This window comes from Nakamurella panacisegetis (assembly GCF_900104535.1).
In the GTDB taxonomy this organism is placed as follows: domain Bacteria; phylum Actinomycetota; class Actinomycetes; order Mycobacteriales; family Nakamurellaceae; genus Nakamurella; species Nakamurella panacisegetis.
The window spans coordinates 4,805,328-4,830,926 of record NZ_LT629710.1 but is presented as its reverse complement, the minus strand read 5'-3'; the positions used below and the strand labels follow the sequence as shown (position 1 = coordinate 4,830,926).

At 66.6% G+C, this 25,599-nt stretch carries 21 protein-coding genes and 2 tRNA genes; 18 read left to right on the top strand and 5 right to left on the bottom strand.

The genetic code is table 11. The features are described from left to right. Nucleotides 1–7 precede the first annotated feature (7 nt). Nucleotides 8–349, top strand: coding sequence for an antibiotic biosynthesis monooxygenase (locus tag BLS97_RS21730; RefSeq protein WP_090480508.1), 342 nt, complete (start codon nucleotides 8–10; stop codon nucleotides 347–349). 151 nt (nucleotides 350–500) lie between these two features. Continuing rightward, a complete protein-coding gene (locus BLS97_RS21725; protein WP_090480504.1) occupies nucleotides 501–1,892 on the top strand; it encodes a glycine--tRNA ligase in 1,392 nt (463 codons plus the stop codon). 219 nt (nucleotides 1,893–2,111) lie between these two features. On the opposite strand, the gene BLS97_RS21720 is transcribed toward BLS97_RS21725, so the two are convergent. After that, nucleotides 2,112–3,698 (bottom strand): M1 family aminopeptidase, encoded by a 1,587-nt coding sequence (locus tag BLS97_RS21720; protein WP_090480501.1) that lies wholly within the window; start codon nucleotides 3,696–3,698, stop codon nucleotides 2,112–2,114. A 278-nt stretch (nucleotides 3,699–3,976) separates the two neighbouring features. Here BLS97_RS21720 and BLS97_RS21715 point away from each other — a divergent pair, with 278 nt between their 5' ends. From BLS97_RS21715 to BLS97_RS21695, 5 genes are all read left to right on the top strand, one after another. After that, nucleotides 3,977–4,597, top strand: coding sequence for a YdcF family protein (locus tag BLS97_RS21715; RefSeq protein WP_231988252.1), 621 nt, complete (start codon nucleotides 3,977–3,979; stop codon nucleotides 4,595–4,597). After that, nucleotides 4,597–5,844, top strand: a complete 1,248-nt coding sequence (locus tag BLS97_RS21710; RefSeq protein WP_090480498.1) for a deoxyguanosinetriphosphate triphosphohydrolase — start codon at nucleotides 4,597–4,599, stop codon at nucleotides 5,842–5,844. The genes BLS97_RS21715 and BLS97_RS21710 overlap by 1 nt, the downstream gene beginning before the upstream one ends. A gap of 67 nt (nucleotides 5,845–5,911) precedes the next feature. Further along, on the top strand, nucleotides 5,912–7,816 hold the full coding sequence (gene dnaG / locus BLS97_RS21705) for a DNA primase (RefSeq protein ID WP_090480495.1): 1,905 nt from the start codon (nucleotides 5,912–5,914) through the stop codon (nucleotides 7,814–7,816). Nucleotides 7,817–7,819: 3 nt separating this feature from the next. Continuing rightward, a complete protein-coding gene (locus tag BLS97_RS21700) occupies nucleotides 7,820–8,359 on the top strand; it encodes a hypothetical protein (protein ID WP_090480491.1) in 540 nt (179 codons plus the stop codon). A 24-nt stretch (nucleotides 8,360–8,383) separates the two neighbouring features. Beyond that, on the top strand, nucleotides 8,384–9,016 hold the full coding sequence (locus tag BLS97_RS21695; RefSeq protein ID WP_197676312.1) for a DUF1707 SHOCT-like domain-containing protein: 633 nt from the start codon (nucleotides 8,384–8,386) through the stop codon (nucleotides 9,014–9,016). Between the two features lie 4 nt (nucleotides 9,017–9,020). On the opposite strand, the gene BLS97_RS23300 is transcribed toward BLS97_RS21695, so the two are convergent. Beyond that, nucleotides 9,021–9,194: a hypothetical protein gene (locus tag BLS97_RS23300; RefSeq protein WP_172832324.1), complete on the bottom strand. Its 174-nt coding sequence runs from the start codon at nucleotides 9,192–9,194 to the stop codon at nucleotides 9,021–9,023. A gap of 338 nt (nucleotides 9,195–9,532) precedes the next feature. On the opposite strand from BLS97_RS23300, the gene BLS97_RS21690 reads away from it, so the two are divergent. Both BLS97_RS21690 and BLS97_RS21685 read left to right on the top strand, forming a co-directional pair. Further along, nucleotides 9,533–10,054 (top strand): MarR family winged helix-turn-helix transcriptional regulator, encoded by a 522-nt coding sequence (locus BLS97_RS21690; RefSeq protein WP_197676311.1) that lies wholly within the window; start codon nucleotides 9,533–9,535, stop codon nucleotides 10,052–10,054. Further along, nucleotides 10,051–10,638: a YbhB/YbcL family Raf kinase inhibitor-like protein gene (locus BLS97_RS21685; RefSeq protein WP_090480482.1), complete on the top strand. Its 588-nt coding sequence runs from the start codon at nucleotides 10,051–10,053 to the stop codon at nucleotides 10,636–10,638. Before BLS97_RS21690 ends, BLS97_RS21685 begins: the two co-directional genes overlap by 4 nt. Before the next feature lie 231 nt (nucleotides 10,639–10,869). Here the strand turns inward: BLS97_RS21685 and BLS97_RS21680 are convergent. Further along, nucleotides 10,870–10,942, bottom strand: a tRNA-Asn gene (locus BLS97_RS21680). Between the two features lie 278 nt (nucleotides 10,943–11,220). On the opposite strand from BLS97_RS21680, the gene BLS97_RS21675 reads away from it, so the two are divergent. The 9 genes from BLS97_RS21675 to BLS97_RS21635 all read left to right on the top strand — a co-directional run bounded on the left by BLS97_RS21675 (nucleotide 11,221) and on the right by BLS97_RS21635 (nucleotide 21,982). Next, entirely contained in the window at nucleotides 11,221–11,874 is a 654-nt protein-coding gene (locus BLS97_RS21675; protein ID WP_197676310.1) for a pyridoxamine 5'-phosphate oxidase family protein, read from the top strand. An 89-nt stretch (nucleotides 11,875–11,963) separates the two neighbouring features. After that, nucleotides 11,964–12,038: transfer RNA gene (locus BLS97_RS21670), tRNA-Ile, on the top strand. A 525-nt stretch (nucleotides 12,039–12,563) separates the two neighbouring features. Continuing rightward, nucleotides 12,564–13,595 carry a LacI family DNA-binding transcriptional regulator gene (locus BLS97_RS21665; protein WP_090480480.1) on the top strand — a complete coding sequence of 344 codons (1,032 nt, stop codon included), beginning with the start codon at nucleotides 12,564–12,566 and terminating at the stop codon, nucleotides 13,593–13,595. Between the two features lie 115 nt (nucleotides 13,596–13,710). Further along, complete coding sequence (locus tag BLS97_RS21660) at nucleotides 13,711–15,003, top strand: ABC transporter substrate-binding protein (RefSeq protein ID WP_231988251.1); 1,293 nt, start codon at nucleotides 13,711–13,713, stop codon at nucleotides 15,001–15,003. Between the two features lie 69 nt (nucleotides 15,004–15,072). Beyond that, nucleotides 15,073–16,014, top strand: a complete 942-nt coding sequence (locus BLS97_RS21655) for a carbohydrate ABC transporter permease (protein ID WP_090480472.1) — start codon at nucleotides 15,073–15,075, stop codon at nucleotides 16,012–16,014. Beyond that, nucleotides 16,011–16,937, top strand: a complete 927-nt coding sequence (locus BLS97_RS21650; RefSeq protein ID WP_090480469.1) for a carbohydrate ABC transporter permease — start codon at nucleotides 16,011–16,013, stop codon at nucleotides 16,935–16,937. The genes BLS97_RS21655 and BLS97_RS21650 overlap by 4 nt, the downstream gene beginning before the upstream one ends. 7 nt (nucleotides 16,938–16,944) lie before the next feature. Beyond that, nucleotides 16,945–17,919 carry a family 43 glycosylhydrolase gene (locus BLS97_RS21645; protein ID WP_090480466.1) on the top strand — a complete coding sequence of 325 codons (975 nt, stop codon included), beginning with the start codon at nucleotides 16,945–16,947 and terminating at the stop codon, nucleotides 17,917–17,919. Nucleotides 17,920–18,137: 218 nt separating this feature from the next. Then, nucleotides 18,138–20,750, top strand: coding sequence for a glycoside hydrolase family 32 protein (locus BLS97_RS21640; protein ID WP_090480463.1), 2,613 nt, complete (start codon nucleotides 18,138–18,140; stop codon nucleotides 20,748–20,750). Nucleotides 20,751–20,956: 206 nt separating this feature from the next. After that, the gene (locus BLS97_RS21635; RefSeq protein WP_407938084.1) at nucleotides 20,957–21,982 is read left to right on the top strand and encodes a substrate-binding domain-containing protein; all 1,026 of its coding nucleotides are present in this window, start codon (nucleotides 20,957–20,959) and stop codon (nucleotides 21,980–21,982) included. Nucleotides 21,983–23,441: 1,459 nt separating this feature from the next. Here BLS97_RS21635 and BLS97_RS21630 read toward each other — a convergent pair. Next, entirely contained in the window at nucleotides 23,442–24,695 is a 1,254-nt protein-coding gene (locus BLS97_RS21630; RefSeq protein WP_197676309.1) for an IS30 family transposase, read from the bottom strand. Beyond that, entirely contained in the window at nucleotides 24,688–25,245 is a 558-nt protein-coding gene (locus tag BLS97_RS21625) for a hypothetical protein (RefSeq protein WP_157695614.1), read from the bottom strand. The genes BLS97_RS21630 and BLS97_RS21625 overlap by 8 nt, the downstream gene beginning before the upstream one ends. Nucleotides 25,246–25,599 lie beyond the last annotated feature (354 nt).

Here is a 25,599-nt window from a genome sequence, read left to right as displayed (position 1 = left end):
TACGCGAATGTTCGTACTGGTTGCGCACTTCCGGGTCCAGGGATCCGACTCGGTTCAGATCCCGCCGGAGGCCGTCGAGCCGCTGGCCCTGCTGGCCGCGTCACCTGACTGCCTGCGCCTGCACTTCGCCCACTCGACCGAGTCGGCGGAGAGGTTCGTCCTGGTCGCCGAGTTCGAGTCGGCGGCGTCCTACCGTCGGGCGCTCGCCCCGTGGCCGATACGGATGACGGTGATCCCGTGGCTGTCCACCGCCGAACCACAGAACACCGAGGTCAGTGAGGTGTTGTTCGCGGCCCTGGACGGCACGGTCGTCGTGTCCGAACCCACCGTTCCCGAGCCCGGCCGCTGACCGGAGCCCGGCCACGGGTGGTCAAGCCGATGGCGGGGGATCGTTAGTCTCTCCACAAGAGAAACGCCGCGCCGGAAGCCACCGTCGCGGTCCAACCCCGGCTGCCGACCGTCCGGTGCGGCCGGGAACAGAACCAACAGGAGTGACTGCTGTGGCAGCCAAAAGCGACGCCAAGATCGATGCCATCGTCTCCCTCGCCAAGCGGCGCGGATTCGTTTACGCCTCCGGGGAGATCTACGGCGGCACCAAGTCGGCGTGGGACTACGGCCCGCTGGGGGTCGAGCTCAAGGACAACATCAAGCGGCAGTGGTGGAACCAGATGGTCCGGGCCCGCGAGGATGTGGTCGGCCTCGACTCGTCGGTCATCCTGCCGCGCCAGGTCTGGGTCGCCTCCGGTCACGTCGCGACGTTCTCCGATCCGTTGACCGAGTGCACCAACTGTCACAAGCGGTACCGGCAGGATCATCTGCTGGAGGAGTACGAGGAGAAGAAGGGGCGCGCGCCGGAGAACGGCATGGCCGACATCGTGTGCGCCAACTGCGGGACCCGTGGCCAGTGGACCGAGCCCAAGGAGTTCAGCGGCCTGCTCAAGACGTTCCTCGGGCCGGTCGAGGACGAGTCCGGCCTGCACTACCTGCGCCCGGAGACCGCCCAGGGCATCTTCGTGAACTACAACAACGTCGCCGGGTCGGCCCGGAAGAAGCCGCCGTTCGGCATCGGGCAGATCGGCAAGTCGTTCCGCAACGAGATCACGCCCGGGAACTTCATCTTCCGCACCCGCGAGTTCGAGCAGATGGAGATGGAGTTCTTCGTCAAGCCGGGCACGGACGAGGAATGGCACCAGTACTGGATCGATCGGCGCACCGACTGGTACGTCGACCTCGGCATCGCACGGGAGAACCTGCGGCACTTCGACCACCCTCACGAGAAGTTGTCGCACTACTCCAAGCGCACCGTGGACATCGAGTACCGCTTCCATTTCCAGGGCAGCGAGTGGGGTGAGCTGGAAGGCATCGCCAACCGCACCGATTTCGACCTGAAGACGCATTCGGAACACTCCGGCACCGACCTGTCGTACTTCGACCAGGAGTCGGGGGAGCGGTGGACCCCGTACGTGATCGAACCGGCGGCCGGCGTCGGCCGCCCGATGATGGCGTTCCTGCTGGAGGCCTACACCGAGGACGAGGCGCCCAACACCAAGGGCGGCATCGACAAGCGGGTGGTCCTCAAGCTCGACCCGCGGCTCGCGCCGGTGAAGGCCGCCGTCCTCCCGTTGTCCCGCAACGCCGATCTGTCGCCGGTCGCTCGCGACCTGGCGACCGAGCTGCGGAAGTCGTGGAACGTCGAGTTCGACGACGCCGGTCAGATCGGCCGCCGCTACCGTCGCCAGGACGAGATCGGCACTCCGTTCTGCATCACCGTCGATTTCGACACCGCAGAGGACCAGGCGGTGACGATCCGCGAGCGGGACACCATGACGCAGGAGCGGATCGCGCTGGACCAGGTGCAGTCCTACCTCGGGGCCCGGCTCGTCGGCGCCTGATCGACGAACATCGTCGGCGGTGCAGGCTCTTGGTCGAGCCTGCACCGCCGCCCCTTTTGCTCGTGCGGCTGACCTTCCGCGCATACCGAAGTTCCCGGCGCTGATGCAACTGCCCAAGATGGCGTCGAAATGCCGGGATTTGGGCCGTGGCGTATGCGCCCGGCAGTTATGTATGCGCGGAAGGGCGGCCTCTGCGCGGAAGGGCAGCCGAAGCGGGGGCTACTTGCCGATGCCGCCGGGGTGCAGGTATCGGGCCGGCGGGACGACGGTGCCGCGGAACCAGGCGTTCATGAACCCGGTGAGGTTCTGCCCGGACAGCCGGCCGGCGTAGGCGACCAGATCGTCGAACGAGGCCGCGCGACCGCCGAAGGTGGCCGGCCAGCCCTTGAGCAAGGCGGCGAAAGCCTTCTCGCCCATCTGTTTCCGCAACGCGTGGATGGCCAGGGGCCCGCGGGAGTAGACCGAGGTGAACTCGTTGCCCGCGCCCATGTCGACCAACGGCGAGGCCCAGAACGACGCGTCGCCGGCGTACTTGGCCATCTCGGCCACCCACTCCGCGTCCAGATCCGCATGATCCACGTCCTGGTGCCACAGCCAGGGTCCGTACGAGGCGAAGCACTCGTTGAGGCAGATGTCGGCCCAGCGTTTGATCACCACATCGTCGCCGAACCACTGATGGGTCAGCTCGTGCACCACCGTGTCCAGGTCGACCCAGTTCGCGTAGACCGGACGGGTCGCCGTTTCCAGGGCGAAGCTCAACTCCTGGTTGGTGTAGATCCCACCGGCCGCATCGAACGGGTAGGTCCCGAAATGACTGCTGAGGACCTGCAGGATCTTCGCCGTCTGAGCGGCCAGCCCGCGGTCCTTGGCGCTGTCGCCCGGGGCGAACACCGACACGATCGGCTTGCCGTCCGCGGTGGTGCCGGTCACCGTGCTGAAGGTGTCGATGTAGATGGTCGACTCGTAGCTGGTGATCGGCTCGTTCTGGGCCCACCGGAAGACCTTTGACCCGCCGGACGGCGCCGGGAGCCCAGTCGTCTGGGCGACGCCGTTGGAGATGACGGACCACTTCTGCGGGACGGTTGCCGTCACCCGGTAGGTGGCCGTGTCCGACGGGTGTTCGTTGACCGGGTACCAGGCCGATCCGGAATACGGTTCACCGATTGCGACGGCACCGCCGGACGGGGTGCGGTACCAGCCGCCGTCACCCATCCCCGCTGTGCCGCCGCCGATGGCGGCCGGTGCCCCGGAATACGTCACGACGACGGTGATCCTGCGGCCCGGGGCCAGGCCGACCCGCGGGGTGACGGTGAGCTCGGCGCCCGAGTGCGTGAAACCGGCGGCGACGGTGTCGACCGTCACCGAGGCGACCTGCATCTGCGGCTGCAGGTCGAGGTTGAACCGGCCCAACTTGCCGCCGGCGGTCACCGTCGCGGAAACCGTGGTGACGGCGGTGAGCGCGTTGCGGGCGGGGTCGTAGGTCAGGTCGATGTCGTAGTGATCGACCTCGTACCCTCCATTGCCCGACCGCGGGTAGTAGGGATCGCCGATGCCGACGCTGCCTACCGCACCGTCCGGGCTGACCGTCGATTCCGTGGTCGAACCGGGGGCCCGCGCGCTGGAGGACGGTACGCCAGGCCGACCCGAGGGGGTGGTGATGCCGGCCGGTCCCGGCGTCGGACTCGGGAGCGCCGCGGTCGGAACGACGGGGCCGAGCCCAGCCGTGCCGGCGATGGAGGCGGTGCACCCGGCCAGGACGGCGGCCACCGCCGTGACGGCAGCCGCGTGCCGCCACCGTGATCTCATCCGCTGACGGTAACCGGGTCCCGTGAACCCGGCCAACGCCGGTGGCCGAGATCGCCGGGTGCCTGCACTGGCCGGGCGGGCCGTCCGCAACCATCTGTCGTCCAGGATCAGGAAGACTTAGGGCCGAGGCAGTCCGGATCGTCACCGAGCGCGGCTGGCTGTAGCGCCCCGCCGGGCCGCACGGAGTGGGAGCCGCCGGCTGGCATGATCGGGAGGTCCGGACGTACCCGTTCGGATTCCGGCGCCGATCGGTGCACGACGAGGGTGAGGCAGCGGGCGTGCGCGTGCTCCGTGGGGTTGGCCGCTATCTGGCCGGGACCCTGCTTGTCGCCGCGCTGATCGTGGCCGGGGTGGTGATCCGCATCGTGCAGACCGCTCACGTCGATCAGCGGGGGCACGCCGACGCGATCGTCGTCCTCGGCGCCGCCCAGTACAACGGGCGCCCGTCCGACGTCTTCGCCGCCCGCCTGGACCATGCGGCCGCGCTGTACCGAGCCGGGGTGGCCTCCCACATCCTGACCATCGGCGGCGGCCAGACCGGCGATCGAGTCACCGAGGGGGAGGCCGGCCAGGTCTATCTGGCCGAAGCCGGTATCCCCCCGTCGGCCCTGGTCGCGGTCGGGACCGGCAACGACACCCTGGTGTCGTTGCGGGCCGCCGACGCGCTGCTGACCCGGCGGGGTTGGACGTCGGTGGTGCTGGTGACCGATCCGTGGCACGCCGAACGTTCCCGGCTCATCGCCCGTGATCTGGGACTGGCGGTACAGGTGTCCTCGGTGTCCACCGGCCCGGCCGCCACTGCCGGCGTCGAGGGCCGATACGTGCAGCGGGAAACGCTGGGCACGCTGTTCTACCTGCTCACCGGTGGATCGTCGGGCGCCGGGTCGGCGGTGTTGTGATGGCCGCCGAGTACTCGGACTCCGACATCGAGCGGTACGTCGAGGAGCCGGGCAAGACGGCCGGCCTGCCCGAGGCGGTCGAGTACGCCGCTCGCCGCCCGTTCGCCCGCGACCGGGCCCGGGTGTTGCACTCGGCGTCCTTCCGCCGGCTGGCCGGCAAGACCCAAGTCGTCGCTCCGGACGAGGATGATGTCCCCCGGACCCGGTTGACCCACTCCCTCGAGGTGGCGCAGATCGCCCGCGACATCGGCGAGAAGCTCGGCTGCGACGCCGATCTGGTCGACCTGGCCGGGTTGGCCCACGACATCGGGCATCCGCCGTTCGGGCACAACGGCGAGGCCGCGCTCGATGCCGCCGGCGGGGCGGCCGGTGGCTTCGAGGCCAACGCGCAGAACCTGCGCCTGCTGACCCGGCTCGAACAGAAAGTGCTCAACGCCGACGGCCGGCCGGTCGGGCTGAACCTCACCCGGGCCTCGCTGGACGCCGTCATCAAGTATCCGTGGCCGCGACCCGCGGACGGCGGCAAGTTCGGGCTGTATGCCGACGACGCGGACGTCTTCGCCTGGATCCGACCGGACGTCGCGGCCGGGGCGCGCTGTCTGGAGGCGCAGGTGATGGACTGGGCCGACGACGTCGCCTATTCCGTCCACGACGTCGAGGACGGCGTCGGTTCCGGGCGGATCGATCTGAATCGGCTGGCCGAGTCGGACGAACGGTCCGCGGTCGCCCAGGCCGCGTCGGCGTACTCCGGGGAGACGCCGGACGACCTGGAGCTGGTGCTGACCGAACTGCTCGCCCTACCGGCGGTGGCCGCCGGGTTGGCGGTCGACGGGCCGGCCGCGGGGGCCGCGCTCAAGACCGTCACCAGCGAACTGACCGGGCGTTTCGTCACCGGGGCGGTGGCCGCCACCCGGGCTGCGTCCGGTCCGGATCCGTTGCACCGCTATGACACCGACCTGGTCGTTCCCCGGTTGCTGCGGGCCGAGGTGGCGTTGCTGAAGGCGATGGCCCTGCGGTACGTGATGGCCGATCCGGCCCGCCGGGCGATCCAGGTGCGCGAGCAGGAGATGCTGACCGAGTTGGTGCACGTGATGGCCGAGCGCGGCACCGAGGCGCTGGATCCGCTGTTCCGCCATCTCTACCGTCAGGCTTCCGGAGACGCGGCCCGGCTGCGGGTGGTCATCGATCAGGTCTCGTTGCTGACCGATGCCCAGGCGGTCGGACGGCATCGGCGGTTGGTGAGCTGAGCAGGGCGGTCGGCGAGGTCTGGGGACGCGGGCGGAAGCCGGCGCCGGCCGACATAGACTCGTCACCGTGGCGGGCAGGATCTCCGATGCGGACAAGGAGCGCGTCCGCGACGCCAATCGCATTGACAGTGTGGTCGGGGACTACGTCGCACTGAAGGGCGCCGGCGGCGGGAACCTGAAGGGACTGTGTCCTTTTCACGACGAGAAGACCCCGTCGTTCCAGGTCAGCCCCACCCGCGGGACCTACCACTGCTTCGGCTGCGGGCAGGGCGGTGACGTCTTTGCGTTCATCGCCGGCATCGAGCACCTCGACTTCGTCGAGGCGGTGCAGCGCCTGGCCGACCGGGTCGGCATCACCCTGACGATGATCGAGGGCGGCACCTCGACCCGGGTGGAACGGGGGAGCCGGTCGCGATTGATCGCCGCGAACAAGGCGGCCGCCGCGTTCTACGCCGCGCAGTTGGCCACCGACGACGCGGCACCGGCCCGGGCCTTCCTGGCCGAGCGCGGATTCGACGACGAGGCCGCCCGCCAGTTCAGCTGCGGCTACGCGCCGGCCGGCTGGGACCAGTTGTTCAAGGCCCTCACCGCCCAGGGCTTCACGGTGGAGGAGTTGGACAAGGCCGGGCTGATCAACCGCAACGGGCAGCGCGGCCCGATCGACCGGTTCCACCGCCGGCTGCTGTGGGCGATCCACGACGCCGCCGGGGACGTCGTCGGTTTCGGCGCCCGCCGCCTGTACGACGACGACCGGCTGGAAGCCAAGTACATCAACACCTCCGAGACTCCGCTGTACAAGAAATCGCAGCTGCTCTACGGGCTCGACCTGGCCAAGAAGGAGATCGCCCGGCAACGTCAGGTGGTGGTCGTCGAGGGGTACACCGACGTGATGGCCATGCACCTGGCCGGGGTCACCACCGCGGTCGCGTCCTGCGGGACGGCGTTCGGCGAGGAGCACATCAGCGTGCTGCGCCGCTACCTGCTGGACAACGAGGTGATCCGGGGACAGGTCATCTACACCTTCGACGGGGACTCGGCCGGCCAGAAGGCGGCGTTGAAGGCCTACGACTCCGATCAACGGTTCGCGTCCAACACGTTCATCGCCGTGGCCCCGGACGGGATGGACCCGTGCGAACTCCGGCAGGCGCACGGCGATGGAGCGGTCCGTGAGCTGGTCGCCGCCCGTCAGCCGTTGTTCGCCTTCGCGATCAAGTCGATGCTGGCCGGCTTCGACCTCGATACCGTCGAGGGTCGGGTGGCCGCGGCGGCTGCGACCATCCCGATGGTCGCCCGGATCAAGGAACCGGACACGCGTGACGGCTATGCCCTGCAGCTGGCCGGATGGCTCGGCGCCGACCTGCAGACCATCGGCTCCCGGGTGCGACAGCACGCGGCAGCCGAGGCGAAGGCGGCGAACATCGCCGATCGTCGGGCGCGCCGGGCGACGGATCAGCCGGACACCCCGGGCCAGCCGGTGGTGGCCCGGCCCAGCCCGCGGGACAGCCGTACCTTCTCCGAGCGGGAAGCGCTGAAACTCGTCCTGCAGCAACCGCTTCTGCTGGCCGGTGACTACAGCCAGGTCGACGAGGCGGCGTTCACCGATCCGGCCTACCGGGCCCTCCACCTGGCTGTGCAGGCGGCCGGCGGCCCGGCCGCGGCCACCACCGCGGGGGCGACCGCCTGGGTCACCTCGATCGGCGAGCACCTGGCTCCCGGGATGCTGCGCTCCTTGATCACGGAGCTGGCCATCGAGCCCCTGCGCACCAAGTCCGACGACGAGACGCGTTACGCCGGAGCCATTCTGGCCGACCTTCAGCTTCGCGTGGCGAAGATCAACGAGGCGGCCCTTCGGTCGGAACTGCAGCGGGCCGAGGCCAGCGGCGACAGCCAACGGGCCGGGCAACTCAACGCCGACCTGGCCGAGATGGCCAAGTACCGCCGGGCGCTGTCCGAACGCGCCCGGGGAGCCTGACCGATGGCGCCGAGGTGGCCCTTCGCGCTCCGCCGTCCGCCGCTGCCGCCGTCCCTGGTGGCCGCGATCGACCCGGGGGAGGACGTCCAGCTGGTGGCCCCGCTGGCCGACGGCCGGTCGCTGGCGGTCAGCCGGTTCGGCCTGTGGGTGGTCGGCGAAGAGGTGGCCCGGTGGAACTGGGAGCTGATCTCCAAGGCCCGGTTGACCGATCTGACCCTGACCGTGGTGGTTGCGGCGCAGGTGGAGATGACGCCGGACGGGACGGCGGTGCTCCTCGATCAGCCCGTCCGGTCCTTCGAGCTGGCCGGGACCAACCGGTTGACCGACGTCGTGCACACCAGGGTCCGGCGCTCGGTGGCCGCGAGTCGACATCTGCCCTGGCCGCGGGCCGGTGGTTGGGTGGTGCTGCGCCGCGTGCCCGGTCGCGATGGCCTGACCACCCAGATCCGGCTCGATCCGGGGGCCGACGCCCACGCCCCAGGATTCCTCGAGGCGGTGGCCGACGTGACGGCAGAACTCCGGGCGCCGTTCCTTCTCGAGTAGCCACCGGCCTCTACGATCTCCAGGGTGACCGACGAAGAACCGACGCCCGTCCCCGCCCCACCGCCGATGCGAGCCTCGAACGAAGACCGGGAACGCGCCGCGCAGCTGCTGCAGACGGCGATGTCCGAGGGCCGGATCTCGATGGCCGAACTCGAGACCCGCCTCGATTCCGTCTATGCGGCAAAGACTCTCGCCGACCTGGTGCCGGTGACCAGCGATCTGCCGGGTGCGCACCTGTCGTTCGTCAAGCCGGTGAGCGCACCCGTGACGCCACCTGAGTCGGCACTGTCCATGGCCGGCGGGGTGCCACGGGGAAAGCTGGTCGCGATCATGTCAGGGGTGGAGCGCAGGGGGCCGTGGACCGCCCCGGCGCACATCAACGTGGTGGCCGTCATGGGCGGCGTCGAGCTCGATTTCTCCGAGGCGACGTTGTCGGGCCGAGCGACCGTCATGAACGTGACGGCCGTCATGGGCAGCGTGCAGATCGTGGTGCCCGCGGGCCTGACCGTGATCGTGGAGGGGGTCGGCATCATGGGCGCGTTCGAGGACAAGGTCAGGCAGAGCTACGGGCCGGGGACGCCGAGCCTGCGGATCAAGGGCGTGGCCGTCATGGGCGGGGTGGAGGTCACAGCCAACCGCGGGCCCATCGCCCCCTGAGACGTCAGGACAGGTGCAGTTTCTCGGACACCTTGGCCTGCACGAATCCGGCCGCACCCTGCACTGCGGGGTGGTCGACGGCGCGGGTCGTCCAACGTTTGATCTGTTCGTAGCGCTCGCGGCCGGCCCGTGAGCCCAGAACGTAGCCCAGGCCGACGCCGGCCAGGAATCGGAACATCAGGTGAACTCCCTCGATCGTTCACACCTCAGTCGGAGCGGTCCACCGGCTCGGCGTTGCTCATAGACGATAGCCGCTGCGGCGGCCGAGCCGGTCGCGGTCCATATATCGGCCACGCTGGACCGGTCAGGACGAGGGCGTGGCGAGGCGGCCCCGAGATCGGGCGCTCCGAGCGCGCGGTACCGGTAGGCGCCCCGGACAGTCGGTCGGCCGGATTCGGCCGCTGACACACACAATGGTTGTGCTATAACAACCATATGACTTCTTCGGTTGACGCTCTCGGGCCCACGGGCCGATCGGGCGCAACGATCGAGCAACCAACCGACGGAGACGATCGCGTGAATCCCGAAGACGCCGGCCACCCGGAAGCTGCGCCGGAGCCGGCCGGGGCGACCCAGATCTGGGCGGACCTCCAGGCCTTCGTGGCCGGACAGGACCGGCGCCGGGCACTGCGGCTCGAGCTGGACCTCGGCCTCGGGAAGGCCGAGGCACTGATCAAGCTGGCCCAGGGACCGATGACGCTGCGCGAGATCGCCGAGACCGCACAGGTCGACCCGCCCGCCGCCACCGTCGCCGTGGACCAGCTCCAACGTCGCGGACTCGTCACCCGAGGGCCACACCCCGACGACAACCGCCGCAAACTCGTCCAGCTGACCGATACCGGACTTCAGGTCGCCGCGGCGGCGAGACGGATTCTCACCGAACCGCCCCCGACCCTGGCCGCACTCGCGCCACTCGACCTCGCGATGCTCGCCCGCATCGTCGGCGCCTTGAACTCACCACCAGAGAACCCCACCCACACGGCACCCCCCGCACCCGCCCACGGACGCAACTCACGCCCGGGACAAGGACCCTCATGACACTGCTCGGCACGCTCCTGCGCAACCAACGCCCCCACGAACGAGAGCACACATGGAACCAACCGCATCTCACGGCGGTGGACACCATCGAGATCACCAGCGCCGATTTCTCCCACGGCAGCCCGCTGGATTCGCGGTACGCCGGCAAACGGGTCGGCGGTGGCAACGTTTCCCCTCACCTGCGGTGGAGCCCGCCCCCGGCCGGCACCACCGAACTGCTGCTGGTGGTCGAGGACCTCGACGCCCCAGCGGTTTCGAAGCCACCTGTCCACTGCATGGCGATCATCGACCCAGCCGGCCTTTCGACACCGAACGAACTCCCCAGCGGCGCCCTCGACAAGGACCATCCCGCGCCCGGAGTCACCCTGCTGCGCTCCACTCTCGGTCGCGGCTACCGCGGACCCGAACCGCTCAAAGGCCACGGCCCACACCGCTACGTCTTCGAGATCTACGCACTGGCCGACCGTCTGATCGACGGCCCCGATGCCGATGGCCTGCTCAAGGCCCGACCCCGCAAGCTCCTGGCCGCGATCAAGGCCTCGGTGGTCGCCCGCGGGCGGATCACGGGGACTCACCAGCGATGAGGGTCGATCAGGTCGCGGCACGAAGTACACGTTGACCGCTTGACCCACTCCGGGCGTTCGGCAAGCCAGGTCGCCGCGCTCGACAACCCCGAGCGGCCCCGAGTGGAAGCGGTGTTCCCGACGTGATCGGGTCGATCGGCCGACACGTTCCCGGCCGAAGGGCGGTTAACCGCAAACGTCAGAGGCGGCCCGCGGACTCACGTCCGGGACCGCCTCTGACCTGCAATGACGCTCCCCCGACTGGACTCGAACCAGTAACCGTCCGATTAACAGTCGGATGCTCTGCCAATTGAGCTACGGAGGACCAGCACGCCCTGCGAGCAGCGCGTGCTGGACAAGAATAGCCCACCGAACGGGGTGGTTCGAACCTGTCGGACCGCTATCGGAGGCCGTCCGGGCCGACTCGCTTCGTTTGCCCTTTTGAGGGCACTGGCGCCCGCAGAAAATCCGGTCAACCGGTCTTGGGCGCAGGCACCCGCGTCGGGTGCCCGACGGTCGTGGCCGCGCCGGGCGAACAGTGGCGCAGGGCGGGCTGGACCCGCGGTGTCGTCGCCTCGAGTGGGTTCCGGGGAGAATCACACGGTGAGCAGCGTCGAACTGACCCGGATGAAGCACAAGGCCGTGACCGATCGAGCCGCGCTGGACGTGCTGCTCGACGAGGTCCACCTCGGCCACTTCGCCTTGATCGTCGGTGAGTACCCGGTCGTGTTGCCGATCGCGGTGGCTCGCGATCGGGACGTGGTCCTGGCCCATGGTTCGACGGGTTCCCCGTGGCTGCGGACGCTGGCCTCGGGCGTCGAGACGTCCCTGGCCGTCACGGCTCTCGACGGGCTGCAGGTCGCCCGGACCGCGTTCGAATCGGGCATGAACTACCGAAGTGCGGTGCTCTTCGGCCGCTGCACCGTGATCGCCGAGACTGCGGCCAAGCGCCGAGCACTGGACGTTCTGACCGACGCTCTCATCCCGGGCCGCCTGGCCGAGGTGCGCGCCTCCACCGCAAAAGAGATGGCCTCCACCCTGGTGCTGGCACTGCCGATCGAGAAGTGGTCCTTGAAGGTGACCGACGGGTGGCCCGAGGACAGCGCCGTCGACATGGCGGGTGACGCCTGGGCCGGTGTGGTGCCGTTGTCGCCGCGATACGGCGAACCGGTGGCGTCGCCCGACCTCCGGCCGGGGGTTCCCGTGCCCGCCTCCGTACTGGGATTGTCGACCGGGCCGGGCGACCATCGGGCCTGATAGTCCATCAGGCCGGAGGCTCATCCGGCACGGCTCGCACGCTCGGTCGGATTCCGGATCCGGGCTCGACTCCCGGTAGGGTTCTCGCCGGGGCGGTAGCTCAGTTGGTCAGAGCAGCGGACTCATAATCCGTCAGGTCGTCGGTTCGAGCCCGACTCGCCCCACGTCAGAGCACCGATCAGGCCGTTCAATCTAGACACTCTTCCCTCTGGTGCCCACATTGCGATCGGGGAAGCAGAAGGAAGATCAACTCCGTCTGTTGAACGCCGCCCTGTCCAGTCGACGTTCCCCAAACTGCAGGTGGCTCGGTCGGCGGCAATTGCCCCGCGTGCCGCCCCAGAGAGTCGTGCGGAACGAACGACCTAGTCCCGGACGTACGGACGGCGGTGTTGGCCAGCGAGGTGCAGCTTCGCCACACGTACTGCCGGGAGTCAGCCGACAAGCGAAACTGGCGGCCGCAGCTGACGAAGGCGGATTTGCTGGCCCAGACTGAGCGTGCCAAAACGACTTGCCGGATCGATCAACCCAGGTGGAAACGTCCCCCTGGGAGCCCGCGTGTCGATGCACGAGCCTCCGGAGCCAGGTGGAAGGGGGCTCAATGGGTGAATACCCCGCCACCTGTTGACAGTCGCGGTGTGATGCAGGACTCTTGTCCCAATCCAGTGACAAACCGATTGGGCGGAGCAAAGATGCAGGCCAGGCCGATGGGTATCCGCGATGTGGCGGACGGTGCCGGCTTCTCTGTCACGACCGTGTCGCATGTGCTCAACGAGGTCCCGGGTAAGCGGATCGCGGAGAGCACCAGGCAGCGTATTCGCGAAGTCGCTGATCAGTTGGGGTATCGGCCGAACCTCCTCGCGCAGGGTTTGCGTAGTCAACGGACCCACACGATCGGGTTCGTTTCTGACTATGTGGCCACCACGCCCTTCGCGGGTCAGATGATCCTCGGCGCACAGGACGCCGCGGCGGAGGCCGGGTCGTTACTGTTGTTGCTGTCCTCGGGTGGCAATACCGACCTCGAGGATGTCGAGGTCAGGGCATTGATCGATCGCCAGGTGGACGGCATCATCTACGCCTCGATGTTTCATCGTGTCCTGACGCCGCCGAGCCGCTTGCGCGGCACCAAAGCGGTTTTGCTGGATGCCCGCACCGAGAGCGGTGAGTTCAGCTCCGTCGTCCCGGATGAAGTCGGTGGGGCCAGGGCCGCGGTCGAGGAACTGTTGTCTCACGGTCATCGTCGGATCGGATTCCTGACGGATTCCGCTGACGTACCGGCAACCCGTGCGCGGCTCATCGGGTACCGGCAGGCGCTTGAGGTCTACGGAATCGCTTTCGACCCTGCGCTCGTGCAGGCCGGGTCCGGAGAATCTCGGGGTGGGTTCGAATCCGCACATGCTGTGCTCAGTAGGTCGGATCGCCCCACCGGGCTGTTCTGCTACAACGACCGAGTGGCTTTCGGCGCCTATCAGGCAGCCGCCGAACTCGGACTATCGGTCCCGGCTGACGTCTCGATCGTCGGATTCGACGACCAGGACATCCTGTCGGCCAGCCTCCGACCGGGGCTGACCACCATGGCACTCCCGCACTATGCGATGGGCCAATGGGCAGTGAAGACCCTCCTTGACCAGATCGACACCGAGGGCAAAGCCCCTGCCCTGCACCAATTGTTGCCCTGCCCGCTGGTGCGTCGTGCATCAGTGAGCTCGCCGCCCCGAGCCTGAGTCTCGTCACAGTCCCGAACTCGGGGCGGCGCTCATCACCACACGAGGAACGACCGTTACCGCGGTCGTCTCGCGATCCGGGCGCGTGCCCGGATCTCAACTACAGGAGGAACCAGTGGCACACCGTACCCTCACGCGCCTCGCGGCAGCGAGTCTAGCCGTCACCTTGGCGGTGACCATGGCCAGCTGCGCCAAAAGCAACAGCGGTTCGGGTGGCAGCAGCGGCAACACGTTGACACTGTGGACACACAACGCTGGCAACCCAGGGGAGCTAGGCGCGATCAACGCCATCGTCGCCGACTACAACAAGAGCCAACCCACCTACCAGGTGAAGGTGCAGGCCTTCCCGCAGGACTCCTACAACCAGTCGGTGACCGCCGCGGCCGCGGCGAAGAAACTCCCGTGCATTCTGGATGTCGACGCCCCGAACGTGCCGAACTGGGCTTGGGCGAAATACCTGTCACCGCTGACCGGTATGGATAGCACTCTCGGGAAATTTCTGCCCTCCACCGTCGGCAAATGGAACGGCCAGACATACTCTTTCGGATACTACGACGTCGCCCTCACGATGATCAGCCGGAAGTCCGTGTTGACCGCGAACGGCATCCGGATTCCGACCATCGACAAGCCATGGACCGCAGCGGAATTCAATGCTGCTCTGGCGAAGATCAAGGCGGCCGGCAAGTTCAAGTACGCCCTGGACCTGGGCACCAGCGCCACCGGCGAGTGGTGGCCCTACGCCTACTCACCGCTGCTGCAGAGCTTTGGCGGCGACCTGATCAACCGGACAGACTTCAAGAGCGCCGACGGTGCACTCAACGGCCCGGCAGCGATGAAGTGGGCCACCTGGTTCCGCTCCATGGTGACCCAGGGGTACATGCCACTCAAGGCCGGCGCAGACCCGGCCGCCGACTTCGGCAACGGGGTCAGCGCCATCCTCTGGTCGGGGCAATGGTCCGCAGCGCCGCTGGTGAAGAAGTTCGGCAGTGACGTCGTGTTCCTCCCACCGGTGGACTTCGGGAGCGGCCCGAAGATTGGTGGCGGCTCTTGGCAGTGGGCGGTCAGCTCCGGGTGCTCGAACCAGGCAGGGGCAATGGACTACATGAAGTTCGCCTCCCAGGACAAGTACGTCGCGTCCGTCGCGACGGCAACCTTCAACATCCCGGCCACCGACGCTGCGGCCAGCACCGTCAAAGGTTACGAACCTGGCGGGGCTTACGACATCTTCCGGCAGTACTCGAAGAAATTCGCCATGATCCGCCCGCCCACACCGGGATATCCATTCATCGCCACCGAGTTCACCAAGACAGCGCAGGACATCCTGAACGGCGCAGATCCGAAGGCATCCCTGGATCAGGCCGTATCGGATATCGACGCGAACCAGAAGTCCAACAACAACTTCTCCTAGCACGCCAGTCGGCCCTGCCCGGGTCATCACATCCGGGCAGGGCCCCAGGGTCATCGAAGGAGCAGACCCATGAGTCAGTCAGTGCAGTTCCGACCACCCGTGGCGCCCAGCGCCGCCCTACACCGCCGCCTCGCCGCCGGGCGCGCCAGGTCGCAGACCACCGTCAGCGCGTGGATGATCGCACCAGCTGCCGTACTACTCGTGACCTTCGTCATCGTGCCGATCGCGTTGACGTTCACCCTGGCGTTCACCGACGCGAAGCTCATCTCGCCGGAGCCCATCCGATTCATCGGGTTCGACAACTTCAGTCGACTGTTCGCCGACCAAACCTTCTGGAAGTCGCTGCGCAATACGATTGTCTTCGGGCTGGTCATTGTCCCCGTACAGGCCGGCCTCGCCCTGTGCCTGGCCCTGCTGATCAACACCAAAGTACGGGGGGTCAACTTCTTTCGCACCGTCTACTTTCTGCCGGTGGTGACGTCCATGGTCGTCGTCTCCATCTTGTGGACCTTCATGTACCAGCCGAACGGGTTGATCAACAGCTTGCTGGGCAAGATCGGCATCCATGGACCGGACTGGTTGGGGAACACCCACACCGCCCTGGCCGCGTTGATCTTCATGTCGATCTGGCAGGCGGTGGGCTTCCACATGGTCATCTGGCTGTCCGGGCTGCAGACCATCTCACCGTCTCTGTACGAGGCGTCGTCGCTGGACGGAGCCTCGTCCTGGCAGAATTTCCGGTTCGTGACCTGGCCGGGGCTACGGCAGACCCGCACCTTCATCCTGATCACCATCACGATCTCCGCCCTGTCCCTGTTCACCCAGGTCAACATCATGACGCAGGGTGGCCCCCTTGACTCGACCAGCACCGTTGTCTACCAGGCAGTGCGCACCGGGTTCCAACAGCAGCAGACGGGGTATGCCTCAGCGATCTCTCTGGTGTTCTTCATCCTGGTGCTGGCCGTCGCGATGGTGCAGCGCTTCCTCACCCGAGACAAGGACGCCCGATGAGCAGCCTCTCCCATGTCGCCGAGTCATCCGTGCATGAGCTTCACCCGCACCTGGCGGGTGAGAGAAAGAAGCGGACCTGGTCTGTCGTCGGACTCGTAGGCCGGATCCTTCTGTGCCTGGTGTTCGGGTTGCCTCTGCTTTTCATGATCATCTCCAGTTTCAAGCCGGACAACCAGATCTTCGCCGACCTCACTTCAGCCAAGGCGTTCCTACCGGTCGGTCGACTGAGCCTGGACAACTACACCGGCGTCTTCGGCACCGTTCCGTTCGGCCAGTTCCTGTTCAACTCGATCCTGATTTCGGTCTGTACCGTCGTGCTCGGCCTGATCGTGAATTCGATGGCCGCCTTCGCCCTGGCCAGGCTCAAATTCCGGGGAAAGATGGTGATCCTGACGGTGATCATCGCTACCTTGATCGTGCCTTTCGAGACCCTGGCGCTGCCGCTGTTGTGGTGGGTGAACAAGCTCCCCTGGCTGGACGTGAACGGTTTCTCTTTGGGCTGGCTGGATACCTACCGGGTGCAGATACTCCCATTCGTGGCCAACGCGTTCTCCATTTTTCTGTTCTACCAGTTCTTTGACTCCATACCCAAGGAACTTGACGAGGCAGCGGTCGTGGACGGGGCAGGTTGGTTTCACATCTACCGAAAGATTGTGATGCCTTTGTCCGGCCCGGCGATCGCCACGGTAGCGATCTTGACGTTCCTGCCCGCGTGGAATTCTTATCTATGGCCGTTGATGGTCGTCCAGTCGGAGAACCTCCGGCCAGCGATGGTGGGTATCGACTACTTCAAGCAGCTCAACGTGTCGTGGGGCCAGTTGATGGCTTACGCGACCATGATCACCGTTCCGGTGCTGGCGCTCTTCGTCGCGTTTCAGCGATCGTTCATCAACTCTATCGCCTCCTCCGGCGTGAAAGGCTGACATCACGATGTTTCGACTTCCCGAAGCCTGGGTGTGGGACTTCTGGCTTGCCGACGACGGTGAGAGCTACCACCTGTTCTTCCTGTATGCGTCCAGGGCACTGGGCGACCCGGACGCGCGTCATCACCGGGCATCCGTCGGTCACGCGATATCGACCGACCTGGTTCACTGGGAACGGGTCCGAGATGCGCTCGTTCGCAGCGATGCGCCAGCCTTCGACGATCTTGCGACTTGGACCGGCTCGGTCGTCAAGCACCCAGACGGCACTTGGTTCCTGTTCTACACCGGGGCGACTCTCGATGCCGACGGACGCAACGTGCAGCGGATCGGATATGCGACGTCTCGCGACCTGACGCGCTGGGAGAAGAGCGCCGACAACCCGGTCCTGGAAGCCGACAGCCGCTGGTACGAACAGGTCGGGGATGATCAGTGGCCGGATGAGGCATTCCGGGACCCCTTCGTTTTCCGGGATCCCGACGGTGCGGGGTGGCACATGCTGATCACAGCCCGAGCCAACAATGGACCGGCCGACGACCGCGGCGTCATCGGCCACGCGACCTCACCCGACCTACGCCACTGGACCATCGGCCCCCCGCTGTCCGGGCCCGGGCAGGGGTTCGGACAGCTTGAGGTCAGTCAAGTGGAAGTCATTCACGGTCAACCGTTCATCATTTTCTCCTGCTTGGACGGTGAGATAGCCTCAAGCCGCCGCCTGGCGGGCGTCACAGGGGGAGTGTGGGCCGCGACGGCCGGCTCGCTGTTGGGTCCTTATGGCATCAACGCCGCGGTGCAGCTGACGGATCGCTCCTTGTACAGCGGACGGCTGATCCAAGAACGCAGCACCGGTGATTGGAAGTTCATGGCATTTCATCACGACGGCGATAGCGGTGCCTTCGTTGGCGAAATATCCGATCCGCTGAACGTTCATGTTGTCGGCGGGGTAATAACGCTAACCCATCCGCAGCTGCCTGCGACGGCCTGAAAGATCGATCGGGCCTACCTGTGCGCCACTCAGCGGTGGTGCGTGGGCGGCCCGGCCCGAGCGAGCACCGCGGCCGCGAAGTTCATGCAGGGGAAGGAGGCTTGCATCGCTATCACGCTGATCGTTCTCTCGAGGCTGCGCGCATGGGGCTTTGAGATCCGCCACAAGATCAGCACGACCAGTTTCCATTGAGCTCATTTCACTATGAAGGGTCCTCCATGAATGCTCATTCATTGAAAGGGTCGAAAACCCTCGCATTGCTGTGCACCGCGGTTCTGTCCGTTGGCTTGGCCGCCCCATCCACGATCGCCGCCGCCGGCTCGCCGCAAGAAGTCAAGCCCGCAACAGCGCGGGCAGCGGCGCCGTCAACATTGCCGCTGTACCACGAGCCCTACCGGCCGCAGTTTCACTACACCACAGCAAAGAACTGGATAAATGACCCGAATGGTCCGATCTTCTACAAGGGCCGGTACCACTTGTTCTACCAGTACAACCCGACCGGGAACTCCTGGGGCAACATCTCCTGGGGCCACGCCGTCAGCAAGGACCTGGTCCACTGGACGGAGCTGCCACTTGCGATCCCCAGTGATGACAAGGAGCTGATCTTCAGCGGCTCGGTGGTCAACGATGCAACCAACAGCAGTGGGCTCGGCACTACGGCGAACCCACCGCTCGTCGCGATCTACACCAGCGCGGAAACCAATGGCACACAGGCCCAGGCGCTGGCGTCCAGTATCGATGGCGGGCTGACCTGGACCAAGTACCCCGGCAACCCGGTACTGGACCTGCAGTCCAACAACTTCCGCGACCCGAAAGTGTTCTGGTACGCCCCGACGAAGAGCTGGGAAATGGTGGTGGCTCTGTCCGACCAGCACAAGATCTCCATCTACACGTCGAAGGACCTCAAGTCCTGGACCCACCAGAGCGACTTCGGACCCGCCGGCGCGATCGGCGGTGTCTGGGAGACGCCGAACATGTTCCCCCTCCCGGTCGACGGCAACCCAAAACACGTGAAGTGGGTGCTGGTGGTCGGCATCAACCCCGGCTCCTACGCCGGCGGCTCCGGTGACCAGTACTTCGTCGGGTCCTTCGACGGCAACGCGTTCACCTCCGACGACAAGGGCAGTTACAGCCCGCCCAAGGGCGTGACCTTCGCCGACTTCGACAGCGGCAGCTACACACCGTGGACGACCACCGGCACCGCGTTCGGCACCGCCCCGGCGACGGCACCGCTGCCGGGGCAGTCCGCTGTCGACGGCGTTGTGGGCACGGGCTTCGTCGACAGTTTCACCGGCGGCGACGGCGGCGTCGGCGTACTGAGCTCACCAGCGTTCAAGGTCACCCGCCCCTACCTGAACTTCGAAATCGGCGGCGGCAACCATCCGCACGTCGACGGCTCGGTCATCAACGCGTCCGTACCGCCCGGCACCACCTTCGCCGACTTCGAAGGCGCCACCTACGGCACCGGCTGGACCACAACCGGTGACTTCGTCGGCACCGGCCCTGTCGCCGGGACAGTGGGCGACCAGCAGCAGGTCAGCGGTTACCTCGGCAAGAAATTGGTGAACACCTTCCTCAACCATGACCTGTCGATGGGCACCATCACCTCACCGACGTTCACCATCTCCAGCGACTACATCGACATGTTGGTCGGCGGCGGCACCCACGCCTACACCGGCGCGCCGACCACCCCGGGGGCCGGCCCCACAGCCGTCAATCTGATCGTCGGCGGCAAAGTGGTCGATACCGCGACCGGTTCGAACGCCGAGAACCTGGATTGGAAGTCCTGGGACGTGTCCGCGCTGAAAGGCCAGCAGGCCCAGATCCAGATCATCGACGAGAACAACGGCGGCTGGGGACACATCAACGTCGACAACATCGTCTTCTCAAGCCAGGCCGGCCAGGTCCGAAACGTGGAAACGGCCGTCGACCTCCTAGTCAACGGCCAGGTCGTCCAATCCGCGACCGGCTCCAACAACGAGGCCCTTGACTGGGCTTCGTTCGACCTCACGCCCTATTACGGTCAGACGGCGCAGATTCAGATCGTCGACCAGAACACGGGCGGCTGGGGTCACCTCAACGCCGACCAGTTCACGTTCGCCGACGCGCCCGCCCTGTCGACCGTACAACGTGCCCACTGGGTTGACTACGGCGCGGACTTCTACGCCGCCACCTCCTTCAACGACCTGCCCCACGGCCAGCAGATTTTGATCGGCTGGATGAACAACTGGAACTATGCCGGCAACATCCCCACCTCGCCGTGGCGCAGCGCGATGAGCGTCCCCCGACAACTCGGCCTGAAGACAATCAACGGCAAGGTGCAGCTCACGCAGCAACCGGTCCGCCAGCTCGGCAAACTCCGCACCGGCAGGCCTGTCGTCGGCTTCAACCAGAGCATCAGCGGCACCCGGTCAGCCGAGATCAGCGGGGGCACCCTGGAACTGGATGGCACGTTCGAGGCCGGCAGCGCCAAGCGCTTCGGTGTCAACGTCCACACCGGCAGTGGTGACCTCACGCAGATCGGGTATGACACCATCACGCACGAGGTGTACATCGACCGCGGCAAGTCAGGTGACGTGAGCTTCGATCCGACCTTCGGTGGCCGGCAATCCGCACCCCTGACTCTGGACCGGTGCGGCCGCGTGCGCCTGCACATCCTGGTCGATACCTCCTCGGTCGAAGTCTTCACCGACCAGGGGCAGATCGTTCTCACCGACCAGATCTTCCCCGGACCGGACAGCAACGGCGTTAGTCTCTTCGCGACCGGAGGCACTGCCAAGCTCGTCGCCGGCATCGGCTGGCACCTGACATCAGCCGTACCGCACAGCTGAACCATGCACCTCGGATGCGCCCGCCGCATGCAAGCCCAGCGGCGCCGCACCCCATCCCCGTATGCGCACCTGACCGACCCGCAGGTAGCACTCACCGACGGCGTGACATCAAGGAACCAACGCGCCCAGAGCCCGAAGAGGTATATGTGAAACTCCCAGTCCAGCGGATCGCGGTCGCCGCGGTCGCTCTCACCGTCACGCTGTCGTTGGCCGCGTGCACCAAGAACAACAATTCGTCGAGTTCCAGCACGTCCAGCGCCGCGGCGGCGGCCTCCGCCGGGCCGGGTTCCTCCGGCTCGGCGTCGGCGGCCTCCGGCGGCGGGAGCACGGGGACGATCAAGATCGGGTTGGTCACCAAGACCGACTCGAACCCGTATTTCGTGAAGCTGCGTGAGTCGGCGAAGGCTTTGGCGGCCACCCAGGGGGCTGAGGTGATCGCTCTGGCCGGCAAGTTCGACGGCGACAACGACGGACAGGTCACGGCCATCGAGAACCTGGTCCAGCAGGGCGTCAAGGGCATCATGATCACCCCGAGCAACTCGGCGGGCATCCTGAATGCGCTCAAGGCGGCCCAGGCCAAGGGCATTCTGGTGATCGCGCTGGATTCGGAGACCACCCCGGTGGACGCCGTTCCGGCCACTTTTGCCACCGACAACCTGCAGGCCGGTGTGATCCTCGGTAAGTACGTCAAGGCCAAGATCGGCAGCACGGCGCCGAAGATCATCACCATGGATCTGGACCCGAGCGCGAGTGTCGGTATCCAGCGGCACAACGGGTTCCTGGAGGGCATGGGCCTTCCGGACGGCACGCCGCCGCAGGTGATCGGCAGTGCGTTGACCGCCGGTGACCAGACCAAGGCGCAGAGCGCGATGGAGAACCTGCTGCAGGCGCACCCGGATGTCAATGTCGTCTACTCGATCAACGAGCCGGCGGGGCGTGGTGCCTACCAGGCCTTGACCGAAAAGGGTCTGCAGAGCAAGGTGATCGTGGGTTCGATCGACGGCAGCTGCTCGGGTGTCCAGTACGTGAAGGACGGTAAGTTCGCCGCCACCGTCATGCAGTTTCCGAAGATCATGGTCGAGGACGGGGTGAAGGCGATCGTGACTTTTGCCAAGACCGGTACGAAGCCGAGCGGGGTCGTCAACACCGGCGCCACGCTGATCACGGACAAGCCCATCGCGGGCATCGACTCGAAGGATTCCGCCTGGGGCCTGGCCAACTGCTGGGGATGATCGACCTGATCGCCCCGGATCCACGGTGTGCGCGCCCGGTCCGGATGCCCCGGACCGGGTGCGGCACCACAGAAGTGTGCACCCGCCCGACCGGGGCTCTTTCCAGGCCCTCTCCAGCGAAATCTCTGAAGAGAATTTGCTATTGACGCGCGCGCCGGTGCGCTCGAACGTCTACCGCGCGATGTCGTTGTTCCGGCCCGTCCTCACCGGCTTCGTCGAGTGCCGAGTCTTCCCGGAAGAACCGCGTCGGGAGTCTTTTTGGGCAAGCGAATGTTTCACGCCGGCGAGCGGATACGGCCGGAGAATGCCGCGTTTCACACGCCGGTCTTCGTCCGGACGCACGAGGAAACGTCAATTCCGGAGCGCGCGTGGGACCATCATCCGCTTGGTCGACCCCGAGGCTCGAGTCCGCACTCGACCAGGCCCGTGAGGCGCCGGCGACCGAGATGTCCGCATCGCGAGCGGCGGCGCGATGATTGTTGACTATGTGAACGCCGGCCCGATCGACGAATTCACGATCACCCCCTCACCCGTGCTGTTCTGCCTCGGAATCCGCCTCTTCGACGGCGTAGACGCGGACCGCTCGCCTTGGAGCAAGTCCTCGCCGAACCGATGCAGGTGTCAGCGTCAGAAGCGAGATCAACTTCACGCGTTCGGCCGGCCCTAGACCCCGGGGTGCGTAAGCGGCACGGTAGCGACAGCCCGAGCTGCGCCTTCGTTGGCGGTGGTCGAGCCGCCGCTTGGCCCCTTGGTGCCGACAACCGCTTCGACAAACCGGCGGCGGCGTCTCGAGCTGGGTGATGTGCGCCATCGGCCGCCGTCTGCTGGGCACGGACGGCGCGTAGGCCGGCCGTGCGGGCCACGTGTGGCCCAGTGGTTGGATTCGCGATCAGTGCGCGACACAGTGGCCGGACGACGAACCCGGAGTGGGCTGTTCGTCACGTGGGCCTGACGATCAGGCAGATCGCGGCCGGGATCGGCCGGAACCCTCGACCGCAACCACGACGGGTAGTGGTTACCACGTGCACCAATGAGCCTGCAGGTAAAGCTGCCGGTCCGTTGACGACCTTTCCCTGCACCTGCCGGCTGGATTGCAACTCGACGGCGGTGCAAATCTGTTCGACGAGGAAGGTTCGCCGCGATCGGCACGTGGAGTCGGCCCGCAGCATGAGGCGAGCGAACTCCTCGATGGCCCCAGGGGGCCGCGTGGGCGCCGTTCGCTGGCGTGATTCCCCGGAAGACATTCCGAATACCCGGGTGGGCAGGTTCCACGCCTAGATGGGGACCTGAAGGATTCGCGAGTTTCGGCGGGTACGCAGCGTCGTGGCGGGTGATCTCGGACCGGACCGTTCCGGACGGGGCCGTACATGCCGCTGTCAAGTCCGGTTGAACCTGGACCCTGCGGGCCCGGGGCGGGTTCTAGTCAACGTCGCAACAGTGGGCGGTCCGTTGAGGCTAGCTAGGTGGCGAACAGATCTGCGGGACGGCGGTTGTCGAAGACGAGCCGGGGGCGTCCGTTGATCTCGTCCTCCACTGCCTGCAGGTGCTCCCGGCTCCAAATGGCTAGGTTGGTGCCTTTAGGAGAATGCTGTCGCAGCAGCCCGTTGGCGTTCTCGTTACTGCCGCGCTGCCATGGCGAGTGCGGATCGCAAAAGTAGATCTGCGCGCCCAACTCAGCGGTGATCGAGACGTGCCGGGCCATCTCGATGCCCTGGTGGCCCCAGGTGATGGATCGGAGCAGGGAAGCGGGCAGGTCGGCCATCCGGTCGGAGATGGCGCGGCGCAGGGCGTCGGCATCCCGGGACGGTAGGTGCAACAGGCGGATCAGCCGGGTCTGCCGCTCGATCAGCGTTCCGATCACCGATCCTTGCTGGCTGCCCACTATCAACTCGCCCTCCCAGTGGCCTGCTTCGGACCGGTCATGGGGCGGGAAGGGACGCTGGTGCACCGACAGCATCGGCTGCTGGAACCGGGGCCGCCGCCGGTCGATGCGTTGGTGAGCTTTTCGATGGTCGCGGCCGGTCCGCAGCGGCGACGGCCGCGGCGACGGGACGGCCGCGGGCCGCACCAGGGCCGATCCGGGCTGGTAGAGGGCCTGATAGATGCTTTCGTGGCACCGCCGCATCGACGCTCGATCAGGGAACTTCACCCGCAGATGCCGGGCGATCTGTGGCGGGCTCCACCGCTGGGCCAGCCGTGCACCAACCTCCTCCCGCAGCTCTGGGTGGATGTCGATGCGTCTGCCGTGGGTGCGGGCTCTGCTGCCGATGGCATCTCGATGAGCTTCGAACGGCCGGTAGTGGCCTGCAGCGGCGGGCAGCCGGCGCAGTTCCCTGGACACCGTGGATGGTGCCCGGCCGATCCGTTGGGCGACCCGACGGATGGACAACCCGGTCTGGCGGAGCTCGGCTATCTCGATGCGTTCGTCCTGCGACCGGTAGCGCGGGCTGATGGTCTTGACCGCCAGCCGATCCAGCGGTTTGACGATCCGCACCACCTCGCCGCGCCGGTAAACCTTGAACGACGCCAGGCACGATCGAGGAAATTCGCTCGCCTGGTCGCGGCCGGCACGCTGCCTGTGCCCGTCGCAGCAAGCTTCCCGATGGGGCAGATCCGCGCCGCGCGGAGCTTCAGACTGCCAGGCTTGTGCATCGAAGCTGCCACCGACGTTTCTGCCGGGGAATAGTCCGCGCCCCTCGACGAACTCAGGCAATGGCCTGCCGCAGCAGCTCGGCGAAATCCCGCACCGCCTGCCGAGCGGCGCTCTGAGCCTTCGAGTACGAGCCGACCTCCGATGGGGTGACGCTCAGGTTGACCGTCTTGCCGTTCAAGGTGAGATGGAGGTCGAGCTCGCCGGCGTCGTACACCGGGTAGCCGAGATCGGGCTGATCGAGCAGCCCGAGTTCGTCTGCTCTTCTCGCGAGCTGCTGAAGTTGCTCATTGGGGACCTTCTTGCCCAGCGCGACTTTGTCGCCAGTCACAGTCCCATCGCCGTGGATCTCAAACCCGTTGCTGGCCTGCTGGTTGCTCGGATTGTACGGAGCGAGATTGCCTACGGCGAAAACGACTGCCGAAGGGGAAGTATCGAACGTCGGCGCTGGATCTGACGCGCCGCGTGCGGCTGATCCGTCGACACTGCAGCCGGCCATGGTGAGCAACGCCATCAGGAGCACCAGCAGCGGGACACTGCGACGGAGGCGAACCGGTGTCGTCTCTTCCGAGCGGGAGTAACGTCTTGTAGCTCTCACGACCGGCTCGTTCATGACGATCCTTCCTCGAGCGACTCGGGTGGCCACGCCCGATCCGGATGACCGGAGTCGAAGCACGGGTCTGACGCGCGCCCCATTCGACAGGTTCCCGCACTCGACGAAGATCTTCTCGGGCAGACGTCCATTGACAGAGCCGGGCCTGGAGACCGGATTCACGGGTCAAGCTAGGAGCGGGGGGAAGGCGGGATCGCTCCGGGAAGGAGGAGATCGTGCGGACCTGGCGGTCCTCCCAAGTTGTCGGCCCCGAACAAAGGCCTCCGCCTGTTCTTGCCCTTCTTTTCCCTTGGGCGTTCCTCGGCATGCTTCTGCCGATGGTGAAGACCTCGAATGCACGCTCGTTCGGTGCCC

Bases quoted from the DNA above. Each gene is read 5' to 3' on its own strand.
- BLS97_RS21625 (WP_157695614.1), bottom strand. From the start codon at position 25,245: ATGAACGAGCCGGTCGTGAGAGCTACAAGACGTTACTCCCGCTCGGAA.
- BLS97_RS21665 (WP_090480480.1), top strand. From the start codon at position 12,564: ATGCAGGCCAGGCCGATGGGTATCCGCGATGTGGCGGACGGTGCCGGC.
- BLS97_RS21650 (WP_090480469.1), top strand. From the start codon at position 16,011: ATGAGCAGCCTCTCCCATGTCGCCGAGTCATCCGTGCATGAGCTTCAC.
- BLS97_RS21655 (WP_090480472.1), top strand. From the start codon at position 15,073: ATGAGTCAGTCAGTGCAGTTCCGACCACCCGTGGCGCCCAGCGCCGCC.
- BLS97_RS21640 (WP_090480463.1), top strand. From the start codon at position 18,138: ATGAATGCTCATTCATTGAAAGGGTCGAAAACCCTCGCATTGCTGTGC.
- BLS97_RS21700 (WP_090480491.1), top strand. From the start codon at position 7,820: ATGGCGCCGAGGTGGCCCTTCGCGCTCCGCCGTCCGCCGCTGCCGCCG.
- BLS97_RS21730 (WP_090480508.1), top strand. From the start codon at position 8: ATGTTCGTACTGGTTGCGCACTTCCGGGTCCAGGGATCCGACTCGGTT.
- BLS97_RS23300 (WP_172832324.1), bottom strand. From the start codon at position 9,194: ATGTTCCGATTCCTGGCCGGCGTCGGCCTGGGCTACGTTCTGGGCTCA.
- BLS97_RS21645 (WP_090480466.1), top strand. From the start codon at position 16,945: ATGTTTCGACTTCCCGAAGCCTGGGTGTGGGACTTCTGGCTTGCCGAC.
- BLS97_RS21720 (WP_090480501.1), bottom strand. From the start codon at position 3,698: ATGAGATCACGGTGGCGGCACGCGGCTGCCGTCACGGCGGTGGCCGCC.
- BLS97_RS21710 (WP_090480498.1), top strand. From the start codon at position 4,597: ATGGCCGCCGAGTACTCGGACTCCGACATCGAGCGGTACGTCGAGGAG.
- BLS97_RS21685 (WP_090480482.1), top strand. From the start codon at position 10,051: ATGACACTGCTCGGCACGCTCCTGCGCAACCAACGCCCCCACGAACGA.